20 protein-coding genes are annotated in these 19,853 nt (G+C 41.0%); 1 reads left to right on the top strand and 19 read right to left on the bottom strand.

Features of this window, described 5'->3' with window-relative positions:
- Window position 1: 1 nt before the first annotated feature.
- The 6 genes from O3601_RS06065 to O3601_RS06040 all read right to left on the bottom strand — a co-directional run bounded on the left by O3601_RS06065 (window position 2) and on the right by O3601_RS06040 (window position 10,404).
- Entirely contained in the window at window positions 2–3,100 is a 3,099-nt protein-coding gene (locus tag O3601_RS06065; RefSeq protein WP_371471743.1) for a DEAD/DEAH box helicase, read from the bottom strand.
- Between the two features lie 92 nt (window positions 3,101–3,192).
- Window positions 3,193–4,359 (bottom strand): MalY/PatB family protein, encoded by a 1,167-nt coding sequence (locus O3601_RS06060; RefSeq protein WP_371471741.1) that lies wholly within the window; start codon window positions 4,357–4,359, stop codon window positions 3,193–3,195.
- Between the two features lie 7 nt (window positions 4,360–4,366).
- Window positions 4,367–5,461, bottom strand: coding sequence for a cystathionine gamma-synthase (locus tag O3601_RS06055; protein WP_371471740.1), 1,095 nt, complete (start codon window positions 5,459–5,461; stop codon window positions 4,367–4,369).
- Between the two features lie 396 nt (window positions 5,462–5,857).
- Window positions 5,858–6,313, bottom strand: a complete 456-nt coding sequence (locus O3601_RS06050; RefSeq protein WP_371471739.1) for a hypothetical protein — start codon at window positions 6,311–6,313, stop codon at window positions 5,858–5,860.
- A gap of 315 nt (window positions 6,314–6,628) precedes the next feature.
- On the bottom strand, window positions 6,629–8,587 hold the full coding sequence (locus O3601_RS06045; protein WP_212573969.1) for a peptide ABC transporter substrate-binding protein: 1,959 nt from the start codon (window positions 8,585–8,587) through the stop codon (window positions 6,629–6,631).
- Window positions 8,588–8,778: 191 nt separating this feature from the next.
- Window positions 8,779–10,404 carry an oligosaccharide flippase family protein gene (locus O3601_RS06040; RefSeq protein ID WP_371471736.1) on the bottom strand — a complete coding sequence of 542 codons (1,626 nt, stop codon included), beginning with the start codon at window positions 10,402–10,404 and terminating at the stop codon, window positions 8,779–8,781.
- Window positions 10,405–10,509: 105 nt separating this feature from the next.
- Between O3601_RS06040 and O3601_RS06035 the strand changes: the two genes are divergently transcribed.
- Window positions 10,510–11,955, top strand: coding sequence for a UDP-N-acetylmuramoyl-L-alanyl-D-glutamate--L-lysine ligase (locus O3601_RS06035; protein WP_371471734.1), 1,446 nt, complete (start codon window positions 10,510–10,512; stop codon window positions 11,953–11,955).
- A 48-nt stretch (window positions 11,956–12,003) separates the two neighbouring features.
- Here O3601_RS06035 and O3601_RS06030 read toward each other — a convergent pair whose 3' ends face one another.
- The 13 genes from O3601_RS06030 to O3601_RS05970 all read right to left on the bottom strand — a co-directional run.
- On the bottom strand, window positions 12,004–12,195 hold the full coding sequence (locus O3601_RS06030; RefSeq protein WP_000051182.1) for a CsbD family protein: 192 nt from the start codon (window positions 12,193–12,195) through the stop codon (window positions 12,004–12,006).
- A 100-nt stretch (window positions 12,196–12,295) separates the two neighbouring features.
- Window positions 12,296–12,946, bottom strand: coding sequence for a DUF1803 domain-containing protein (locus tag O3601_RS06025; RefSeq protein WP_371471730.1), 651 nt, complete (start codon window positions 12,944–12,946; stop codon window positions 12,296–12,298).
- Window positions 12,930–13,442, bottom strand: coding sequence for a YiiX/YebB-like N1pC/P60 family cysteine hydrolase (locus O3601_RS06020; RefSeq protein ID WP_000892239.1), 513 nt, complete (start codon window positions 13,440–13,442; stop codon window positions 12,930–12,932). The genes O3601_RS06025 and O3601_RS06020 overlap by 17 nt, the downstream gene beginning before the upstream one ends.
- Before the next feature lie 86 nt (window positions 13,443–13,528).
- Entirely contained in the window at window positions 13,529–14,464 is a 936-nt protein-coding gene (locus tag O3601_RS06015; RefSeq protein WP_004257117.1) for a manganese-dependent inorganic pyrophosphatase, read from the bottom strand.
- A gap of 178 nt (window positions 14,465–14,642) precedes the next feature.
- A complete protein-coding gene (locus tag O3601_RS06010) occupies window positions 14,643–14,939 on the bottom strand; it encodes a GIY-YIG nuclease family protein (protein ID WP_000349617.1) in 297 nt (98 codons plus the stop codon).
- Window positions 14,929–15,678 carry a tRNA1(Val) (adenine(37)-N6)-methyltransferase gene (locus tag O3601_RS06005; protein WP_000390769.1) on the bottom strand — a complete coding sequence of 250 codons (750 nt, stop codon included), beginning with the start codon at window positions 15,676–15,678 and terminating at the stop codon, window positions 14,929–14,931. The genes O3601_RS06010 and O3601_RS06005 overlap by 11 nt, the downstream gene beginning before the upstream one ends.
- 52 nt (window positions 15,679–15,730) lie before the next feature.
- Window positions 15,731–16,093, bottom strand: a complete 363-nt coding sequence (locus O3601_RS06000) for a S1 RNA-binding domain-containing protein (protein ID WP_371471726.1) — start codon at window positions 16,091–16,093, stop codon at window positions 15,731–15,733.
- A gap of 1 nt (window position 16,094) precedes the next feature.
- A complete protein-coding gene (locus O3601_RS05995; RefSeq protein ID WP_371471724.1) occupies window positions 16,095–17,495 on the bottom strand; it encodes a bifunctional Cof-type HAD-IIB family hydrolase/peptidylprolyl isomerase in 1,401 nt (466 codons plus the stop codon).
- 79 nt (window positions 17,496–17,574) lie between these two features.
- Window positions 17,575–18,078 (bottom strand): GNAT family N-acetyltransferase, encoded by a 504-nt coding sequence (locus tag O3601_RS05990; protein ID WP_004239245.1) that lies wholly within the window; start codon window positions 18,076–18,078, stop codon window positions 17,575–17,577.
- Window positions 18,079–18,249: 171 nt separating this feature from the next.
- Entirely contained in the window at window positions 18,250–18,489 is a 240-nt protein-coding gene (rpsR, locus tag O3601_RS05985) for a 30S ribosomal protein S18 (protein WP_000068664.1), read from the bottom strand.
- Window positions 18,490–18,520: 31 nt separating this feature from the next.
- Window positions 18,521–18,991, bottom strand: coding sequence for a single-stranded DNA-binding protein SsbA (gene ssbA, locus O3601_RS05980; RefSeq protein WP_371471721.1), 471 nt, complete (start codon window positions 18,989–18,991; stop codon window positions 18,521–18,523).
- A gap of 11 nt (window positions 18,992–19,002) precedes the next feature.
- The gene (gene rpsF, locus O3601_RS05975; protein WP_001151778.1) at window positions 19,003–19,293 is read right to left on the bottom strand and encodes a 30S ribosomal protein S6; all 291 of its coding nucleotides are present in this window, start codon (window positions 19,291–19,293) and stop codon (window positions 19,003–19,005) included.
- Window positions 19,294–19,457: 164 nt separating this feature from the next.
- Window positions 19,458–19,853 (bottom strand): LPXTG cell wall anchor domain-containing protein (locus tag O3601_RS05970; protein WP_371471719.1); only part of this gene is annotated, 396 nt, incomplete at its 5' end.

Genomic DNA, 19,853 nt, shown 5'->3' with positions numbered 1-19,853 from the left:
TTCAAGTGCTGGCTTCAGAAATTCCCAAAATTTCTCTAATTTCTGCTAGGGTCAGACTGCCACGTGACTCTGTTCCGTCCAATACTTGTGACACCAGATGTTTCTTTTGCTCTTGGAGTTCCTGTATTTTTTCTTCAATGGTTCCCTTGGTCACCAAGCGATAGACCTCAACCGTTTCTTCCTGCCCCATCCGATGGGCACGGCTAATGGCTTGCGCCTCCACCGCAGGATTCCACCAAAGGTCAACCAAAATAACCGTATCAGCACCTGTTAGGTTCAGACCGACACCACCAGCCTTGAGGGAAATCAGAAAGGCATCTCTTTCCCCTTGGTTAAAGGCCTTGGTCATATCTTGTCTTTCCTTGGCTGGGGTTGAACCCGTAATTTTAAAGGAAGTCATGCCCAAGTCTGGCAATTCTTGTTCAATTTTCTCCAACATTCCCTTGAACTGTGAGAAAATCAAGACACGGTGTCCGCCGTCTGCCACCTGTAGCAGCAGGTCTCGGAGACTATCCAGTTTGCCACTGGCACCCTGATAATCCTCCATAAAGAGGGCAGGGGTGTCACAGATTTGACGCAAGCGCATTAAACCAGACAAGATTTCCACACGACTTCGCTGAAATTCCTGATCCGACACTTGAGCCAATCTATCTCTCATCTGTTGCAACTGAGCTAGGTAAATAGCCTTTTGCTGGTCTTCCAGTTCATTCTTATAAACCACTTCAATCAAGTCTGGCAATTCAGTCAGAACTTCTTCTTTCTTGCGCCTCATAACGAAAGGCTTGATAAACTGAGCAACGCGTTCAGCTGGCAATTTCATAAATTCTTTCTTGCTTGGCAGAAGTCCTGGCATGACAATTTGGAAAATGGACCACAGCTCACCCAGATGATTTTCAATAGGAGTCCCTGACAGGGCAAAAACTGACGGCACCACAAATTGTCTCAAGGTCTGGGCAATCTTAGTTTGGGCGTTTTTCATGACCTGAGCCTCATCTAAGAAAAGGAAGTCAAAGGCCATCCCCTGATAAAGCTCACTGTCCTGACGGAAGGTGGTATAGCTAGTCACATAGATTTGATGGCTTTCGGCAAGAATCTCTTCACGACTTGCTTTCAAACCATGAACAACAGCCATATCCAACTGTGGGGCAAATTTCTGAAATTCATCTGCCCAGTTGTAAATCAAACCTGACGGAGCTAAAATCAAAACTCGACTTTCTTTTGTCACCTGACTGGTCAAAAAAGCAATGGTCTGAAGGGTTTTACCAAGTCCCATATCATCAGCTAAAATCCCACCAAAACCATAATAATGGAGCATCTGCAACCAGCCGATTCCCTTTTCCTGATAATCTCGCAAATCAGCCTGAACCTGAGTTGCTTGTCGTGGAAAGTCCTCTGGATGCGTCAAATCGTGAGCCAGATTCTGGAATTCTTGTGAAAAAGAAACACGATCTCGCCCCTCAAAAAGATGAGCTAAACTGTAGGCCAAAGATTTTCGAGCCTGTAAAGAACCATCTTTTAATTCAAATTGTCCTAGTTCCTGTAGATTTTGGCGAATTTTCTTGGTTTCTTCATCGAAAAAGTAGACTTGATTAGACGAATCAATATAAAAATCTTGATTGGCAACCAAGGCCTGCATGGCTTGATCAATTTCCTCTTGGGCAATATCTTGAAAATCAAACTGGATTTCCAAGAGACCTCCCTTGGAAGCAATCTGCACTTGAGGACTTGCTAGACTATAAAGTTCTGCTAACTTGTCTGATAGGTCAACATTTCCGAATTTTTCAAAGACTGGAATGATTTCGTGGAAAAAATGATAGATAGACTCCGCTTTTAAGGCCTGACGCCAAGATTGAAAATCTGCTTCAAAACCTGCCGCCAAACAGACTTGGAAGATTCTTTCTTCTAAATCAGCATCACTCGAAAATGGTAATTCTTCTAACTCTTGTCGGCTAGATACCTGGCTATCTCCATAATCAAACTGAATTTCTAAACGAATCCGATTATCTTCTTCCCTGTCAAAGTAAAAAGAGGGCGCAAAAGTTTTGATTTGTAACCGTTCTGGAGCTGAAACCGTCCCCATCTGGCTAAAGAACGTTAGACAGGAAGCTAACTTATCTCGGTCACTGCTATCAAATTGCAGGTGTTTTTTCCCATGTTGATCCACAGGCAGCGCTTTAATTTCCTTTAGAAGTTGCATCTGCTGGTCTGTTAGAAAATAAACCCGTCCTTTATGGAACAGCACAGCTCCCTGATAAAAGGCATTAACTCTTGGACTCTCTCTGATTTCCATTTCAAAATAATCCGAGTATTCTGTTACTGTAAAGGCAAATAGATTGGCATCAGCATGCATATCCTGAAAAAGCAGAGTCTGATAGCTATCCACTTGATGGTCAAATTGAAAATGCGGCAAGGTCATCAGTAAATTCACACCCTGCTCAAAAAAGGTCAGGGGGAAAAAGAGGTGCCGACCTTGGTTTTGGAAAAAGAGGTCTGGAGCCTGTCCTTCCTCCATCAGCCCTCGCAAGAAAGTCAGAAGTTCTTGACTGGCCTCATCAAAGGCTTCCCAAGAAAGAGACTCTTCATAAGTTTTGCCAATCATATAAGACTTTCTCTGCTCGACAATCCTTAAAAAGAGTGGAATATCCCGAATGACGTAGTATTTTTGGCTATTGATTTGCCCGATTCTCAGGGTCCACAAGATATGATTAGTCCCTGCTTCCACCTGCCCCACAGTCGATAACTCATAGGCTCGGTCTGATTTTGGAGATAAGATTCGGTCCAAAAATTTGCCACCCAAGGTCACCTTGGTTTCAACGGCCTCTTTTTCTTCATGACCTTCTTCCAGACTCTGCAAAATTTCCTGACCACGCTCATCATTTTTTAGAAAATGCTCCAGCGCTGCCAAATGCACACAATAGCCCCTCTTTTGGAAAAAATCGCAGGCACAAAAAACCAAATCATCCTCTAAACTATAGCGCAGTTCTTCTTCTGCAACGCGAGCGTAGAGCCGATTGTTCTTTTCCTTGATGATGTCAACCTTACCAGTTTCATAAAGGGCAACGCCTTCGATACGGACTTTCCCCGGAATCAATTTAGCCATATTTTTACCTTTACCTTATCTTTTTATTATACCATATTTTCCCCTATGAAAATAGCCTTCTAGGATGACTTTTCTCCTAGAAGGCTGGATTTTTAACGTTTAGCAAAAGTCGTCACAATTCGCTGACAAACTTCTTGCAGTAGAGATTTGGGCATGGCTACATTGAGACGGGCATGGAGACTTCCTTCCTCTCCAAAATCCAAACCACGGTTGAGGATAACCTTGGCTTCATTTCTCAAAAGCTCTTGCAATCTTTCATCAGTCAGGTCATAGGCTGAAAAATCAAGCCAAATCAAGTAGGTTCCTTGCGGTTTCATGACCTTGATTTTAGTCTCTTTTCCAAATAAATCCACCACATAATTGATGTGGTCTTCAAAGACTTGCTTAAGTTCCTCTAGCCAATCCTTCCCATAGCGATAGGCAGCTTCTGTCGCCAAATAGCCCAAGCCTGAAATTTCATGCTGATTATTGACCAATTGACGTTTCTGGAAAGCCAGTCGCAACTTAGGATTTTCAATGACTGCATAGGAATTTTTTGTCCCAGCAATATTAAAGGTTTTAGTAGCACTGCTCAAGACGATAGCAAATTCTTTAAAGTCAGGGTTGACGGTATTGAAAGACTGGTGTTTGTGACCAAAGAGGGCCAAATCTTGGTGAATCTCATCTGAAACCAAGAAAACACCGTGTTTTTGGCAGAGTTGGCCAATCTTCTCCAACACTTCTTTTTCCCAAACACGTCCACCAGGATTATGAGGGTTGCAAAGAATATAGAGTTTGACCTCCTCTTCCACCAAATCCTTTTCAAGTCGGTCAAAGTCAATCTCAAACAGACCATCCTTTTCCACCAAAGAATTGGTAATCAATCTACGGTTGTTCAACTTGACACTGCGAGCAAAGGGGGGATAGACAGGTGTGTTAATCAGAACCGCTTCACCTTCTTTTGTAAAGGCTTGAATAGCTGTTGAGATGGCTGGTACCACACCCTCGATAAAGACAAGAGCCTCTTTATCAAAGTGGTAACCGTGTTGTGTAGCTTCCCACTTTTGAACTTCCTTAATTAACTCTTCACTGGCATAGGTATAGCCATAAACCAGTTGATCCGCATAAGTTTGCACGGCTTGGCGGATTTCAGGCAAGACTACAAAGTCCATATCCGCTATCCAAGCTGGTAGGACTTCACTATCCGTTTCCGCCTCTTTCCATTTATAGGTATGGTGCCCTAAACGATTGGGCAGGCTTGTAAAATCATATTTTCCCATCTTTGTCTTATCCTTCCAAGGCTTGGCGCAAATCTGCAATCAAATCCCTAGCATCTTCAATCCCAATCGACAAGCGCAAGAGGTCATCTGTCAAACCATAAGAATGGCGCACTTCTGCTGGAATATCAGCGTGAGTTTGAGTCGTTGGATAAGTAATGAGACTTTCTACCCCACCCAAACTTTCCGCAAACGAGAAGACCTTGAGACTGTTCAAAATATGAGGAATGCGCGTTTCATCGACTACTTTAAAGGAAATCATGCCTCCACGACCAGTATAGAGAACCTCCTTGACTGCTGGAGAATCCTTCAAAAAGGCAACCACTTCTTGGGCGTTAGCTGTTGAACGCTCCATACGAAGAGACAAGGTCTTGAGACCACGAAGCAACTGGTAGCTGTCAAATGGGGACAAGACTGCCCCTGTTGTATTGAGATTGTAAAAAAGCTTCTCGTATAGTTCTACACTATTGGTCACAACCACTCCAGCTAAGACATCATTGTGGCCTGCTAGATACTTGGTTGCTGAATGGAGAACGATATCTGCTCCATCTTCAATCGGACGTTGGTAGATAGGGCTATAGAAGGTATTGTCCACCACCACTTTGGCACCCTTAGCATGAGCTAATTTTGCTAGTTTTTCAATATCAAATTCCAACATCAAGGGATTGGTTGGCGTTTCGATATAGAGAACATCTACGTCCTTTTCTAACTCGGCAATCAACTCTTCTTCTGTATTGGCATAGGTAAAATGGAAACGGCCTTCCTGCTCCACTTGATTGAACCAGCGGAAAGAACCTCCATAAAGGTCACGGACAGCCAAAACCTTACTTCCTACTGGAAAGACGCTAAAGGCCAATACAATAGCTGACATCCCTGAGCTAGTCGCTAGGGCATAGTCTGCTGACTCAATAGCCGCCAAGACTTCTTCCGCCTTACTGCGAGTTGGGTTTTTGGTGCGCGTATAGTCAAACCCAGTAGATTTACCAAACTCTGGATGCTGATAGGTCGTTGAAAAATGAAGCGGTGTCACCAAAGCTCCTGTCGCTTCATCTGACTTGATACCCGCCTGGGCCAAAATTGTGTTAATGTGTAATTCCTTGCTCATACAATACCTCCAAATCTATAGTAACTATTGTACCACTTATTTTCATCAACTCATTTTCTTCTTTTCAAGAGCTAGTTATAGTTTTAAACTATATACTTATACTTCTTCAAACCACGTCAGCGTCGCCTTGTCGTAGGTATATGTTACTGACTTCGTCAGTTCTATCTGCAACCTCAAAACAGTGTTTTGAGCTGACTTCGTCAGTTCTATCTGCAACCTCAAAACAGTGTTTTGAGCTGACTTCGTCAGTCTTATCTACAACCTCAAAACAGTGTTTTGAGCAGCTTGCGGCTAGCTTCCTAGTTTGCTCTTTGATTTTTATTGAGTATTAACTAGTAAAGCTAAAAAGAATCCAGAAAAGCTTCCAGATTCTTTTGTGAAAATGATTGCTAGAGTTTACTTTGACTTAAAGAAATCCTGTTGGGCTAAATAGTCATAATGGTCTTTGTTAAATTGATATTGGCCCACACGCTGACTAATCTGACCAACATCCACAGAAAAAATATAGGCTTCATTTTGATAGTTCCAGTTCAGCCTAACTGTATTCAAGACTGGCTTATAAGTAAAATCTTGAACTTGATTCCAAGGCATCTCTAGGACTTGATTAGAACGATTTTCAGTTATATCACTGATGTCCATCAAGAAAATCCCCTTAGGTGTGAATGCCAGAATTTTAGGCTTCACACTCGACTGAACATAGTAGGAACCACCTATAATGAAAAAATCAATAAAGGATTTCAACCATGTCTTTTTCTTGAAAGCCATCAGAAAATTCTTTTGCCCTTCAATGTGGCAAGTTGAAAGAAATGATTCAATCTGTTTTTCTGTTGCAAACTCCATAATAGCGCCCATGACCTTACCTCCATAACTATTAGTAAATAGGCAGATAAGCACTCTTCGTATAAAAGAAGGACTTATCATTTGTTGCGTTTTATCTTACTTTTACAGTAGATAGCATCCCTCCTATAACATTACCCTAGCATGTGCATACTTCCATTAACGCTGGAAGAGACTTTCGAAAATAGTTTCTCACGTTTTTGTTATATTCATTATAACATAAATTTAATAAACCAATTAAAAAATGTAAGCACTTTTCTTCCAAATTTGCCATCATTCTATTAAAAAACGACAGTTTCCTTCGAAACCATCGTTTTTCTTGAAAAATCCCTATTTCACATGTTTTGCTAATTCTTCTTGGGCCTTTTTATTAGATTCTTCTTTTTCTTTCAACCATTTTTCTTTGGCTTTTTCATATTCGTCTTTTGTAACTGTCTTATCTTGTAATTTGAGGTATTTATATGATTCAACCCCTTTATTACCAGCCAATGAATATGGTGTTGAGAAAGGAACGATTTTTCTCAATGTTGGTGTTCCACCCAGTGAAACATTTGGAATTGCTAGAGAGCTATCTACTAACCAAGCTTGGGCATCTGCATATTTTTCATAACGTTTAGCTGGATCTTGCTCCTTATTGGCTTCTTCCAACATTTGAGTATAGACATCTAGCCCAACAGCCTTGGCCTTATCATTGGCTTCACCTGGTTCTAAACCTAGATTTTGCAACACTCCACCAGAATTAATATTAAAAATATCAAGGTAGCTTGATGGATCTTGATAGTCTGCGCTCCAGCCACCGTTGTAAAGATCATAATCCTTCTGAGCTGCAGTCTGAGCTAAATAGCTTGTATTATCAAAGTCTTCAGTAGAGAGTTGGTGAACATCAATCACAACATTATCTGCCCCCAAGACAGATTCAATTGATTGTTTCATGGAATTGATTCCTTGAATTTCTGCCTTATTGGTCAAATCTACAGTTTTATCTAAGTGGATAGGGAATTGAACTCCTTTAGCTTGGAGTTCTTTCTTAGCTTCAGCAAATTTAGCCTTGGCTTTGTCAGGATTGTAGTATGGATCTTGGGCATCTGCAAAGTTAATTCCTTGCCATTCCTTACCGTAATTAACCATCTTAGAGGCTACTACTTCACCAAAGTCTTTGCCATTGATACTTACGAAGTTTGGAGGAACGACTAGGTTACGCAAAATCTTAGTTGCACCATCCTCTCCTTGGGATTGAGCCCCGTAAGCTGTACGGTCATAGGCAAAGTTAATGGCTTGACGGAAGTTTTTATTAAGAACCGCTTCCTGAGTCGATTTCTTTTCAGCATCACTTGTCTTAGAAGTGAATTTATAAGATTTTCTATCCAGGTTAAAGTTTAAGAAATAAGAAGTGGCATCTTGCAAGCTATAGATGATATTATCCTTATTCTTTTCTTTAATCCCTTCAAAGCTTGAACTATTTGGATAGAGACGAGCGTAGCTATAAGCTCCCTCGACAAAGTTACGAGCTAGTGCATCTTGGTCACTACCATCATAATAGGCCAATTTCACATCATCTACAAAGACATTTTTAGCATCCCAGTAGTTCGGATTTTTCTTGAATTCAATAACAGATTTTGAAACAAAGGATTTCATCAAGAACGGTCCATTGTACAATATGCTAGATGGGTCTACCTTCCCAAAATCATCACCTTTTGATTTCAAGAAATCAGCGTTAACAGGGAAGAGAATGGTTGATGTTGTTTTTGAATTCCAGTAAGATTCTGGTCGTGTCAAGGTATATTGAACAGTTTGGTCATCAATCGCCTTAACACCTACAGTTGAAAAGTCAGTTGTTTTCCCGTTGATATAGTCATCCAAACCAGCAACAGAGTCTTGAACTAGGTACAAGGCTTCTGATTTTTTATCAGCTGCATACTTAAGACCAGTTATAAAATCTTGAGCAGTTACAGGAGCATATTCATCTCCATCTGCAGTATACCATTTAGCATCTTTACGCAGTTTATAGGTATAGGTCAAACCGTCTTGAGAAACACTCCAATCCTCTGCCAAGGATGGAATATAGTTCCCATACTGGTCATTTTCCATAAGACCATCTACCAGATTAGTGATAATATCATTAGTTGTCGCACGGTTTTCTGCTAGATAGTTAAAACTTGACGGATCGCTAGAATAAACATAGTTATATGTTTTTGACCCTGTGCTAGAATTTCCACACGCGCTTAATAAAATACCTGCACTTAAAACGATACCTGCAAGCGTTGCATACTTGGCTTTAGACTTTTTCATCTCCAGAACCTCCTGATTTAAATATTTGTCTTATTATACAACTCATGTTTTATTTAGTCAATAGATTTTTTGAAAAAATTAATCATTACATCTACAAACTATAGAAATTATTCTACAAAATAATAAAAAAGAGAATAATTTAAGCATTCCATGATAGAAATGTTCAAATTATCCCTTTTATTTATAAAAAATTATTGAGAAATTCTTAATTTTGCTCTTAGGCGATTAGCTTGGGCTTGTCCAATCACCTTGTCTAATAGACGGGTACGAAGACTCAAGAATCCGTAAACTCCTCCCCCCATGGCACCGACAAGAGCTACATATAGGAAACTCCACAAACGTCCACTTGGTTGGAAGACAAATCCTAAAATCCACTGCAATGTCCCAACTACTAGAAACATGAAAAGAGTTAACAAACTGATTAAAATGGTTCGTTTCAAAATCACCTTGCGCTTAACACCAGTTACCTTGCAAATGTCCCGATACATCAAAACATTAGGAATGATGAGACCGATGGTTGTTGAAATCAAAGGCCCGTAACTGTGAAAGAGAGCGATGGTGGGAAGTTGCAAGACCAGCTTGGCAATGGAACCATAGATAAAATAGAGAACGGCCTTGCGGTTACGGAACATGGCTTGAAGCATTGGAGACAAAACCATGTACAAGCCTAAAATAGTAGACTGCAAAACTGCAAAGACAAACAAGCCCATAGCCAAACTATCTGGCTTGCCATAGAAGACAGTATAGAGAGGTTCTCCTACCATAACCACTCCAACCGTTGCTGGCAGTAGGAATAAGAAAAGCATGGTAATACTGTCCTGAACGAGACGAGAAGCTGCTCTCAAATCCCCCTTGACATAGTTTTCCGTCAAGAGTGGCAAGCCTACACTACCAATTGAAACCCCAACAGAAATCAAAATCATAGTAATTTTATTAGGATTGGCTGAGAAATAAGAAAACATGACAACCAAGTCTTCATTGCTATAATTGGTAAACCAGCTCATACTATTGATAAAGGTCATCTGGTCCAGAATCTGGAAAAGTTGGATGGCAGAGCCTGTCAAGATAAAAGGAATAGCTTCCTTAATGGTATCGACCAAGAGACGCTTGCTATTAATCTTATCTCCTGTTTCAAGAACTCTTTTTAGTAAACCTTCTTTTGCAAGGAAATAAATCAAAACTGCAAAACTGGCTACCATGCCGACAAAGGCAGCAAAGGTTGATTGGGTAACCGCTGCTAGATAATCTCCTGAACCCATTTTCATAATCATGAAGGTAGCTAGAAGCATCCAGATAACACGAATGACCTGCTCAGCGATTTGACTCATGGCATAAGGTTTGAGATTATTCATCCCTTGGAAGAAGCCTCGGATCACACTCATAGAAGGGAAAATCAAGACCGCCCAAGCCAAGCTCTGCATGATTGGGATCAAGTCTTTACCCACACCCGACAAGTCTGCTAACCAAGGAGCAAAGACATACAAGACTAAAGCAAAGACCAGACCTAGTCCCGTCATAAAGCCTAAAAAGCTCCGAATCAGTGCAAAGCTGTGCTCTTCTTCTCGCATGGTATTGTACTTAGCCACTTGCTTGGCCACCGCAACTGGAATCCCCGCTGTTGAAACCAGCAAGAACCAGGCATAGATATTGTAACCCATGGTAAAGAGACCATTGGCCGTAGCTGCATAAGACCCCATCCAGATATACCAGGGGATAATATAAATAGCCCCAAGCAGGCGACTGATAAAGTTACTAGCCGTTAACCAAGCAGTCCCCCGTAACATCTGGGCCTGCTGGTGATTGTTTTCGTTAGACATAGATTCCTCATTTTATTTTAATCACTAGGAAAAATTCCTCACCTTCCATTATAAACTTTTCCTTGTCACTTGTAAATTTACGACTTTCGGTTTACAATAGAAAGTATGATTAAGATTGAAACCGTATTAGATATATTAAAGAAAGATGGTCTCTTCCGTGAGATTATCGACCAAGGACACTATCACTACAACTATAGCGATGTCGTCTTTGACACCATCTGCTATGACAGCCGCAAGGCCAAAGAGAAGAGCCTCTTTTTCGTCAAGGGCGCTGCCTTTAAGAAAGAATTTCTTCTTTCAGCCATCTCTCAAGGCCTCGGTTGGTATGTGGCTGAAAAGGACTATGAGGTTGGTATTCCTGCCATTATCGTCAGTGATATCAAGAAAGCCATGAGTTTGGTAGCTATGGAATTTTATGACAATCCACAGAAAAAACTTAAACTCCTGGCCTTTACTGGTACTAAGGGTAAGACAACAGCAGCCTACTTCGCCTATAACATTTTATCTCAAGGGCACCGACCTGCAATGTTGTCGACCATGAACACAACTCTAGATGGCAAGACTTTCTTTAAGTCAGCATTGACAACTCCTGAGAGCATTGACCTCTTTGACATGATGAATCAAGCTGTGCAAAATGACCGCACCCACCTCATCATGGAGGTATCTAGTCAAGCCTATCTGGTCAAACGTGTCTATGGTCTCACCTTTGATGTAGGGGTTTTCCTCAATATCAGCCCCGACCATATCGGCCCGATTGAACACCCTAGCTTTGAAGACTACTTCTACCACAAGCGTCTCTTGATGGAAAATAGCCGAGCAGTCATCATTAACAGTGACATGGACCACTTCTCAGTCTTGAAAGAACAGGTAGAAAATCAAGACCATGATTTCTATGGTAGTCAGTCAAGTAACCAAATAGAGAATTCCAAAGCCTTTAGTTTTTCAGCTACGGGTAAACTTGCTGGAGACTATGACATCCAGTTAATTGGGCACTTCAATCAAGAAAATGCAGTTGCAGCCGGACTTGCTTGCCTCCGTCTCGGAGCTAGTCTTGAGGACATCAAAAAAGGAATCGCTACTACCCGTGTTCCTGGTCGTATGGAAGTCCTCACTCAGAAAAATGGAGCCAAGGTTTTCATCGACTATGCCCACAATGGTGACAGTCTCAAAAAACTCATCAATGTGGTTGAGACTCATCAAACAGGAAAGATTGCTCTGGTCTTAGGTTCGACAGGAAACAAGGGAGAAAGCCGTCGTAAGGACTTTGGCCTCCTCCTTAATCAACATCCTGAGATTCAAGTCTTTCTGACTGCTGATGATCCCAACTATGAAGATCCAATGGCCATTGCAGATGAAATTAGTAGCTATATCAATCATCCTGTTGCAAAAATTGCGGATCGACAAGAAGCCATCAAGGCAGCGATGACTATCACAAGTCAAGAATTAGATGCAGTTATTATTGCTGGTAAGGGAGCCGATTGCTACCAAATCGTCCAAGGTAAGAAAGAAGCCTATCCAGGAGATGCAGCCGTCGCAGAAAATTATTTATAAGGATCGTAAAAAAATCAAGGGAAATGCAACCCTTGATTTTTTCTATTTTTATTTAAAAGCGTTTTTCAAACCTTCAACGGCACCTTCTACAGCACCTTTAGCATCTTCAACTACTTCTTTTGCCTTAGCAACTGTCTTTTCTACAGCGCCTTCTGCTTCAGTCTTGCCATCCCCAGTAACTTTACCAAATCCTTCTTTGATAGCGCCTGTTGCTTGTTCCAATTTGTTTTCAAGTGACATATGATTGTCTCCTTTAGTTTATTCCGATATGTGTTACCGGTTACATATAGTTTATACTTAATCCTAAAGAAAGTCAAACAATGTGCTCAGAAACAAAATTTCACGCTAAGTATAAAGTTAATCTTTCCTTATCCAAATCGATAGCCAACTCATACTTTCCATCTTCATTTTGGACAATATAACCTAGGACAACTAAACTGTCCACAAAGATATCACGGCGTTTCTGCATAAGCTGGTCTTTTTTGAGAAATTTCAACAAAAAAGTCGTCATATATTTGAGAGCATACTCAGGATTGACATCTCCCAAAATGTCATAGAGTTCCTGCTGTTTTTCTGTCAAAGGATACTGATGTTTGACCTTGTAGAAATAATTGGACAGGGTCATTTTTGATCTCGCAAAGTCCGTCTTTTCAACTAAAATAGCTGCATTGGTTTGATTTCGTAATTCCGTCTCAAAACTCTGCTCTAACAAGGCTTGATAGGCCGGACTATCTTCGCTGACAAAAATCTCTTGATCCAGTTCGAGACTATCGAGTGATTCAAGCATAGGAAGATTAAGGTAATAACGCTTATTTTCTCGTAGAATCAAACCTGCCTTTATATACTCTTCCATGAGTTTATCGACTGCAACATCTGGAAATTGAGCCTTAATTTCTCGCAAAATCACATCCTCATGCTGGTCTAGATAGCGGATCAATTCTCTAAAAAATGGCTGTCTCGTCAAACGAGATGGATTAAAAATCTGAATCATGAAGATTCCTTTCTTTACATTCTAACAGAGGCGATGCTGCCAACTGACTAGGATTGGTCCCAGCTTGGTTCAAAGGAACAGGCAGACCTAGTTCTCTGTAATACTCTCTCCAAAAATCACTAATCTCCTGCTCCCCATCTCCAAATTTCATGGGAATCGTTTCAAAAATCGGTAGGATTTCTGCCATGTACTGGGAACAGTAGAAACCAGGTCCAGCTGGATAGAAAGAAGCATTGTAGGGTGTTCCTAGATGTTTGCAAGCTTTTTCCTTCACAGACTGGATATCCATTTCTGGGTAGAAATAGAGGTCGTACAAGTGATTGGACTCAAAGAAGTCTACTGGTTCCTGACAGACAACACCATCCTGTCCACTAGCGTGGTAAATCATCCCATCCAAACAAATCGCAACATGGTTATAGTTGCCTGTGGAAGTCTGGATGGCCTGTCCCATATCTGACTCATCTCTCACAAAAATCAAATCGCCATTTTCTAACATGCTTCACTCCTAGAAAAAAAGGAGCCGAAACTCCTTTCGATATAAGTCAAACTAGCCTTTCCTAATTTGAATTAACACTCAAAATCTTAAGCATTAAAGCTTTCAGTCAATTGAGGTACCACTTGTTTCTTACGTGAAACAGCACCAGCAAGGAAGGCATGATTGTTTTCAAGTTTGAAGTTGAAGGCTGCTTCAACCTTGTCCATGTTAGCACCAAGTGCTAGGATTTCTGAGTTTGAGTTGACGATATCTGTAATCATCAAGACAAAGTCAGAATAACCATTTGCTGCGTTAGCGGCTTGCATTGCAGCTTCAATTTCTGCTTGACGTTCCAATACTTCAGCGATGTCAACTGTGTTTACTTGAGCAACACGGACATTATTTCCGTTCAATTCAAAAGTCTTAGCATCGATATCAATCAATTCTTCAGCAGATTTGCTAGCCAAGTTTGTACCAGCTTTCAACATAGCTAAACCATATTCTTCCAAGTTGACACCAGCCAATTCAGCTAATTCAGGAGCAATGACTGTATCTGTTGGGTGTGTTGTTGGTGATTTCAAAAGAAGGGTATCTGAAATCAAACCTGAAAGCATCAAACCAGCAATCTCTTTAGGTACAGCTACACCATGTTCTTTGAACATACGGTAAACGATTGAAGACGCTGAACCAACTGGCTCCAAACGCATGTAGAGTGGGCTTGCAGTTTCAAAGTTAGCCACACGGTGGTGATCTACAACACCATAAACTTCTACTTCAGCGATATCTGATACAGATTGTTGGAATTCATTGTGGTCAGTCAGGATAACTTGCTCTGCTCCTTCTTCTTTGGCAGAAGTGATAACACGCGGTGCTTCTACACCAAAATAGTTCAAGACAAAGGCTGTTTCTTCATTTGGAGTTCCAAGAGCAACAGCTTCCGTATCCAAACCGTATGCTTCTTTTGCAAGGTAGGCAAAGGCTACAGATGACCCGATGGCATCTGAGTCTGGATTTTGGTGACCAAATACTAGAATCTTAGACATGATAATACCTCATTTTATTTATTCTCTTTATTGTAGCATTTTTTTCGCTTTTTGACAAAAGTAAGAGGAGTCAAAGGGCTCCTCACAATTCTTCAAAATAACTGATACTCTTCGAAAATCTCTTCAAACCACGTCAGCTTCGCCTTGCCGTACTCAAGTACTGACTACGGCTAGCTTCCTAGTTTGATCTTTGATTTTCATTGAGTATGAGTAAATTTCTATCTTGATTTTCAGATAAAAATCTTTCCTTCTGTGGCCTCTTCTTACGCTTGAGAAGGGCTTCTGCTGACATGGCTTCTTCCTTACTGGCAAAACCTTGAACATAGATAAGTTTGACTGGCAAGCGTGCTCGTGTGTATTTGGCTCCCTTCCCACTATTGTGGACAGCAAGGCGTCTTCTCACATCAGTCGTATAGCCTGTATAGTAAGATCCATCACGGCACTCCAGCACGTACATATAAGCCTTATGATCCATAATAAATCTCTTCAAGTTCAGGCGTATAAGAGCCATCATCATTGTGAACAATGAGAGGTGGTAATACCTTAAAACCGCTTGTTGAACCATCCTTGATAGCCTCAATCAAAAGCATATTGGCTTCCTTTTCTCTTTTTGGATAAACAAACTGCAGGCGCTTAGGAGCTAGATTATGCCGTTGTAAGCTGTCCAAGATATCTAAAAGTCGATCAGGACGATGAACCATGGCCAAGCGTCCATTGGATTTGAGAATACTCTGGGCACTACGACAGATTTCCTGCAAATTGGTCGTGATTTCATGTCGCGCCAAGAGATAATGTTCACTCTCGTTCAGATTGGAATGAGGATCTACCTTGAAATAGGGCGGATTACACAAAATCATATCCACCTTACTTCCCTGGATGTAAGCAGGCATATTTTTCAAATCATCACAGATGACCTCCATCTGCTCTTCTAAACCATTCAAACGGACAGAGCGTTCAGCCATATCCGCCAAACGCTCCTGAATCTCAACAGCCAAAATCTGTGCCTGAGTCCGAGTGCTAGCAAATAGCCCTACCGCTCCATTTCCAGCGCAAAAATCCACTATCAAGCCCTTCTTAGGAAAACGTGGAAAACGTGACAAGAGAACACTATCCACCGAATAGCTAAAAACCTCTCTATTTTGAATGATTTTAATATCTGTCGAAAAGAGCTGGTTAATGCGCTCTCCTGATTTTAATAATTGTTCTTCTTCCATGGTCCTATTATAGCAAATTTATATTAACATTACAAAAGATAGAAATTTCTAACTAGTGCTTCTGATTCTTCAAATGTTGAAGGGCTTCCTTGGTCCAAATTGGCATCATTCGTTTGAGAGGAGCAAAACCGTAGTTAAAACGGTCGCTTGAAAAGCGTCTCCGTCTCGGAAACTGGTGCTTTTCTTCCTCCAAAGTGCGGATAGAAAGACTAGCTTTCCCTGTAAATTCATCTAAATCCACTACTTGAACTTGAACCTCTTCATCGACTTTCAAGGCTTCTTGGATATTTTCAATAAAGCCTGTCCGAATCTCTGAAATGTGAATCAGCCCCGTATCACCCATCTCTAGCTCAACAAAGGCTCCGTAGGGCTGAATCCCTGTAATACGGCCCTTTAGCTTATCACCGATTTTCATCTTAGTCCTCTATTTCAATTGTTTCAATCACAACATCTTCAACTGGCTTATCCATAGCTCCTGTCTCAACAGCAGCAATGGCATCCAAGACAGCGTAAGAAGCTTCATCAGCTAGCTGACCAAATACAGTGTGACGGCGGTCTAGGTGAGGGGTTCCACCTTGGTTGGCATAGATTTCCGCAATCGGTTCTGGCCAACCACCACGAGCAATTTCTTTTTTAGAATAAGGCAGGTGTTGATTTTGCACGATAAAGAACTGGCTGCCGTTGGTATTTGGACCAGCATTGGCCATGGAAAGAGCACCACGGATATTGTAAAGTTCTTCTGAGAATTCATCCTCAAATGATTCGCCATAGATTGACTCGCCACCCATACCAGTTCCAGTTGGATCTCCACCTTGAATCATAAAGTCCTTGATAATACGGTGGAAAATGACACCATCATAGTAGCCATCTTTTGAAAGTGCAACAAAGTTAGCTACTGTTTTAGGAGCATGTTCAGGGAAGAGCTTAATACGCAAGTCTCCGTGATTAGTCTTAATAGTCGCGATAGGACCTTCTACTGTTTCAATATCTACTTGTGGGAAATGCAATTCTTTTTCTACCATACCAAATCCTTCTAAGGCATCAAAAATGCCATCTTCTTCTAATGTTTTTGTAATATAATCTGCTTTTTCTTTGATGTTATCATGAGAAATTCCCATTGCAACGCTGATTCCAGCATAATCAAAGAGTTCCAAGTCATTCAGGCCATCTCCAAAAACCATGACGTTCTCTGGTTTCAAGCCAAGGTGTTCCACAACCTTTTCCACACCCGTCGCTTTGGAGCCTGAAATCGGCACAATATCAGACGAATGCTCATGCCAACGAACCATGCGAAGTTTGTCAGAGAGACTGTCAGGTAAGTGTAAGTCATCTCCTTTGTCTTCAAAAGTCCACATCTGATAGATGTCTTCTTTCTCATGGAAATCAGGATCCACATCCAAATCGGGGTAAATTGGATTGATAGCCTCACTAATCATATCGGTGCGAGTCGATAATTTGGCGTCATGACTCCCAACCAAGCCATACTCAATTCCTTCTTCCTTAGCCCAAGAGATATACTCCTCAACATCTGACTTCTCGATCTGATGCTGGTAAATGATCTGACCTTTTTTATCTTCAATATAGGCACCATTTAAGGTTACAAAAAAGTCAGGCTTTAGCTCACGAATCTCTGGTACGACACCAAAAATCCCTCGTCCAGAAGCAATACCTGTCAAAATTCCTTTCTCACGTAATTGCTTAAAAACAGTTGGGATTGAAGCTGGAATAAAACCTGTCTTTGAATTCCGCAATGTATCATCAATATCAAAAAAGACAATCTTGATTTTCTTTGCCTTGTATCTTAATTTGGCATCCATCTCACTACCTCTTTCAATCTAACTCTTTCCATTATACCATAAAGTAGCTAAATCCCCTATTTTCAAAAAGTTTCCCGTTTTATTGTAAGTCCTTGGATAAGTATAAAACTAAATCATCATCGTTTTGACAACTTGCACCCATTTCTAGCGGTTTATTTCTATACCAGACACCTGTCCCATCTGGAATATAGCCTCGTTTGATATACAATCTCTGGGCAGGACCATACCCCAAGTGCAAACCTACACCTAGACATACTTTACCAGAAAAACGCTTAACTCCTTGTTCCGCTTTTTCTAAGAGCCTATTGCCTATGCCTTTATTTCTAAATGGTTCAAACACATTGAAATCTGAAAGCTCTGGATAGATTGACGCAAAAGGCCCGTGTTTAGCAGAGGGCAAAATGGTAATGTAGCCCGCTACAGCACCATCAATCTCTGCAACTAAAACTTCTCTCTCCCCACTTTCCTGTTCCAGAAAATATCTAGCCAAAATTTCCTCTCTACCAGGCCAACCTTGATTCATAAATCCATGAGATAAGGATTCAATATCAGACTTAATCATATTTCTAATCGTACAATTCATCTTTGACTTACCCACCTTTACTCTTTCTATTACCATTATAGCACGCCAAGGTCAGAAAAAAACTATCTCGTGAAAAAGACCCAACCGGGTCTTAATTCGCTTTCTTGTTTCCAAGCTCATGAAAAAGAGGTCCACCCGGACCTGAAAAAAAGACCCGTCAGGGTCTTTTCTTTAATCTTCGTTTACGAAAGGCATCAAAGCCATTACGCGAGCGCGTTTGATAGCTGTTGTTACTTTACGTTGGTTTTTAGCTGAAGTTCCTGTTACACGACGAGGAAGGATTTTCCCACGTTCTGAAACGAAACGGCTAAGAAGCTCAGTATCTTTGTAATCAACATATTCAATTTTGTTTGCTGCGATGTAATCAACTTTTTTACGGCGTTTGAATCCGCCACGACGTTGTTGAGCCATGTTTTTTCTCCTTTATAATTTTAGTTGTCCATTAGAATGGTAAATCATCATCTGAAATATCCAATGGATTTGTTGCTCCAAATGGATTTTCATCACGTGAAAAGTCTGGTACTGAATTTGTAGACGCTGAATAGTTTGCAGTTGGGGCAGAGTAAGCTCCACCTGTATGACCTTCACGCACACTACGGCTTTCCAACATTTGGAAATTCTCAGCCACGACCTCTGTCACGTAGACACGTTGTCCTTGCTGGTTATCGTAACTACGAGTCTGTATACGACCTGTCACCCCGATAAGTGAGCCTTTTTTAGCCCAGTTAGCAAGGTTTTCAGCCTGTTGGCGCCACATAACGACATTGATAAAATCAGCCTCACGTTCGCCATTTTGACTCTTAAATGTACGGTTTACTGCAAGAGTAAAAGTCGCAACTGCTACATTTGATGGGGTATAACGCAACTCAGCGTCACGTGTCATACGCCCTACAAGTACAACATTGTTAATCATAGTTTACCTTCTTACGCGTCAGTTTTGACGATCATGTGACGAAGAATGTCAGCGTTGATTTTTGAAAGACGGTCAAACTCTTTAAGAGCTGCGTCGTCGTTTGCTTCAACGTTAACGATGTGGTAAAGTCCTTCACGGAAATCTTTGATTTCGTATGCAAGACGGCGTTTTTCCCAAGATTTTGATTCAACAACAGTTGCACCGTTGTCAGTCAAAATAGAGTCAAAACGTGCTACCAAAGCGTTTTTAGCTTCTTCTTCAATGTTTGGACGAATGATATAAAGAATTTCGTATTTAGCCATTGATATGTTCCTCCTTTTGGTCTAATGACCCCAAGACTTTGCAAGGGGTAAGTGAGGTTCGCTCACAATAAACTATTATACTAGAAAATATTTTTTTACGCAAGTAAAAACACCGAAATAAAAAAAAGAAGATGATGAATCATCTTCTCAAAAACTATAAGTTTTTAGTCTTCTTTTTTCTTGCGTGCCACAAGACCAAATCCACTAAGGGCTCCAAGAAGTCCAAGTGCTGCTAGGCCTGCATGGGCTTCTGTACCTGTGTTAGGCAATTCTTTTTGACCTTCAACATATGCTGGTTGTTTTGGTTCAACCGGTGTTGGAGTTGGCATCTCAACTTTGCGGAAGATATGTCTGATATTTCCATTTGAATCTGTCACAGTCTTCACATATTCGTAACCTGGAATTGTTCCTGGTTCTTTAGAACCTGGTTCAGTTGGTTTCAATGGATTTCCATTCTCATCAGTCCAAGTAGTTGTATTTTGCTTACCTGGATTTGGTTGAGGAACAGGTGAAGGTGTTGGAGCTGGTGGTGTTACTTTTTCGTAAACATGTTCGATGTC

Source organism: Streptococcus sp. 20925_1_69 (genome assembly GCF_041432365.1).
In the GTDB taxonomy this organism is placed as follows: domain Bacteria; phylum Bacillota; class Bacilli; order Lactobacillales; family Streptococcaceae; genus Streptococcus.
The sequence above is the reverse complement of the archived record's forward strand: the minus strand, read 5'-3'. Positions and strand labels throughout refer to the sequence as shown.

Coding starts and splice junctions, on each gene's coding strand:
- O3601_RS06065 (WP_371471743.1), bottom strand. CDS start 3,100: ATGGCTAAATTGATTCCGGGGAAAGTCCGTATCGAAGGCGTTGCCCTT.
- O3601_RS06060 (WP_371471741.1), bottom strand. CDS start 4,359: ATGGGAAAATATGATTTTACAAGCCTGCCCAATCGTTTAGGGCACCAT.
- O3601_RS06055 (WP_371471740.1), bottom strand. CDS start 5,461: ATGAGCAAGGAATTACACATTAACACAATTTTGGCCCAGGCGGGTATC.
- O3601_RS06050 (WP_371471739.1), bottom strand. CDS start 6,313: ATGGGCGCTATTATGGAGTTTGCAACAGAAAAACAGATTGAATCATTT.
- O3601_RS06045 (WP_212573969.1), bottom strand. CDS start 8,587: ATGAAAAAGTCTAAAGCCAAGTATGCAACGCTTGCAGGTATCGTTTTA.
- O3601_RS06040 (WP_371471736.1), bottom strand. CDS start 10,404: ATGTCTAACGAAAACAATCACCAGCAGGCCCAGATGTTACGGGGGACT.
- O3601_RS06035 (WP_371471734.1), top strand. CDS start 10,510: ATGATTAAGATTGAAACCGTATTAGATATATTAAAGAAAGATGGTCTC.
- O3601_RS06030 (WP_000051182.1), bottom strand. CDS start 12,195: ATGTCACTTGAAAACAAATTGGAACAAGCAACAGGCGCTATCAAAGAA.
- O3601_RS06025 (WP_371471730.1), bottom strand. CDS start 12,946: ATGATTCAGATTTTTAATCCATCTCGTTTGACGAGACAGCCATTTTTT.
- O3601_RS06020 (WP_000892239.1), bottom strand. CDS start 13,442: ATGTTAGAAAATGGCGATTTGATTTTTGTGAGAGATGAGTCAGATATG.
- O3601_RS06015 (WP_004257117.1), bottom strand. CDS start 14,464: ATGTCTAAGATTCTAGTATTTGGTCACCAAAATCCAGACTCAGATGCC.
- O3601_RS06010 (WP_000349617.1), bottom strand. CDS start 14,939: ATGGATCATAAGGCTTATATGTACGTGCTGGAGTGCCGTGATGGATCT.
- O3601_RS06005 (WP_000390769.1), bottom strand. CDS start 15,678: ATGGAAGAAGAACAATTATTAAAATCAGGAGAGCGCATTAACCAGCTC.
- O3601_RS06000 (WP_371471726.1), bottom strand. CDS start 16,093: ATGAAAATCGGTGATAAGCTAAAGGGCCGTATTACAGGGATTCAGCCC.
- O3601_RS05995 (WP_371471724.1), bottom strand. CDS start 17,495: ATGGATGCCAAATTAAGATACAAGGCAAAGAAAATCAAGATTGTCTTT.
- O3601_RS05990 (WP_004239245.1), bottom strand. CDS start 18,078: ATGAATTGTACGATTAGAAATATGATTAAGTCTGATATTGAATCCTTA.
- rpsR (WP_000068664.1), bottom strand. CDS start 18,489: ATGGCTCAACAACGTCGTGGCGGATTCAAACGCCGTAAAAAAGTTGAT.
- ssbA (WP_371471721.1), bottom strand. CDS start 18,991: ATGATTAACAATGTTGTACTTGTAGGGCGTATGACACGTGACGCTGAG.
- rpsF (WP_001151778.1), bottom strand. CDS start 19,293: ATGGCTAAATACGAAATTCTTTATATCATTCGTCCAAACATTGAAGAA.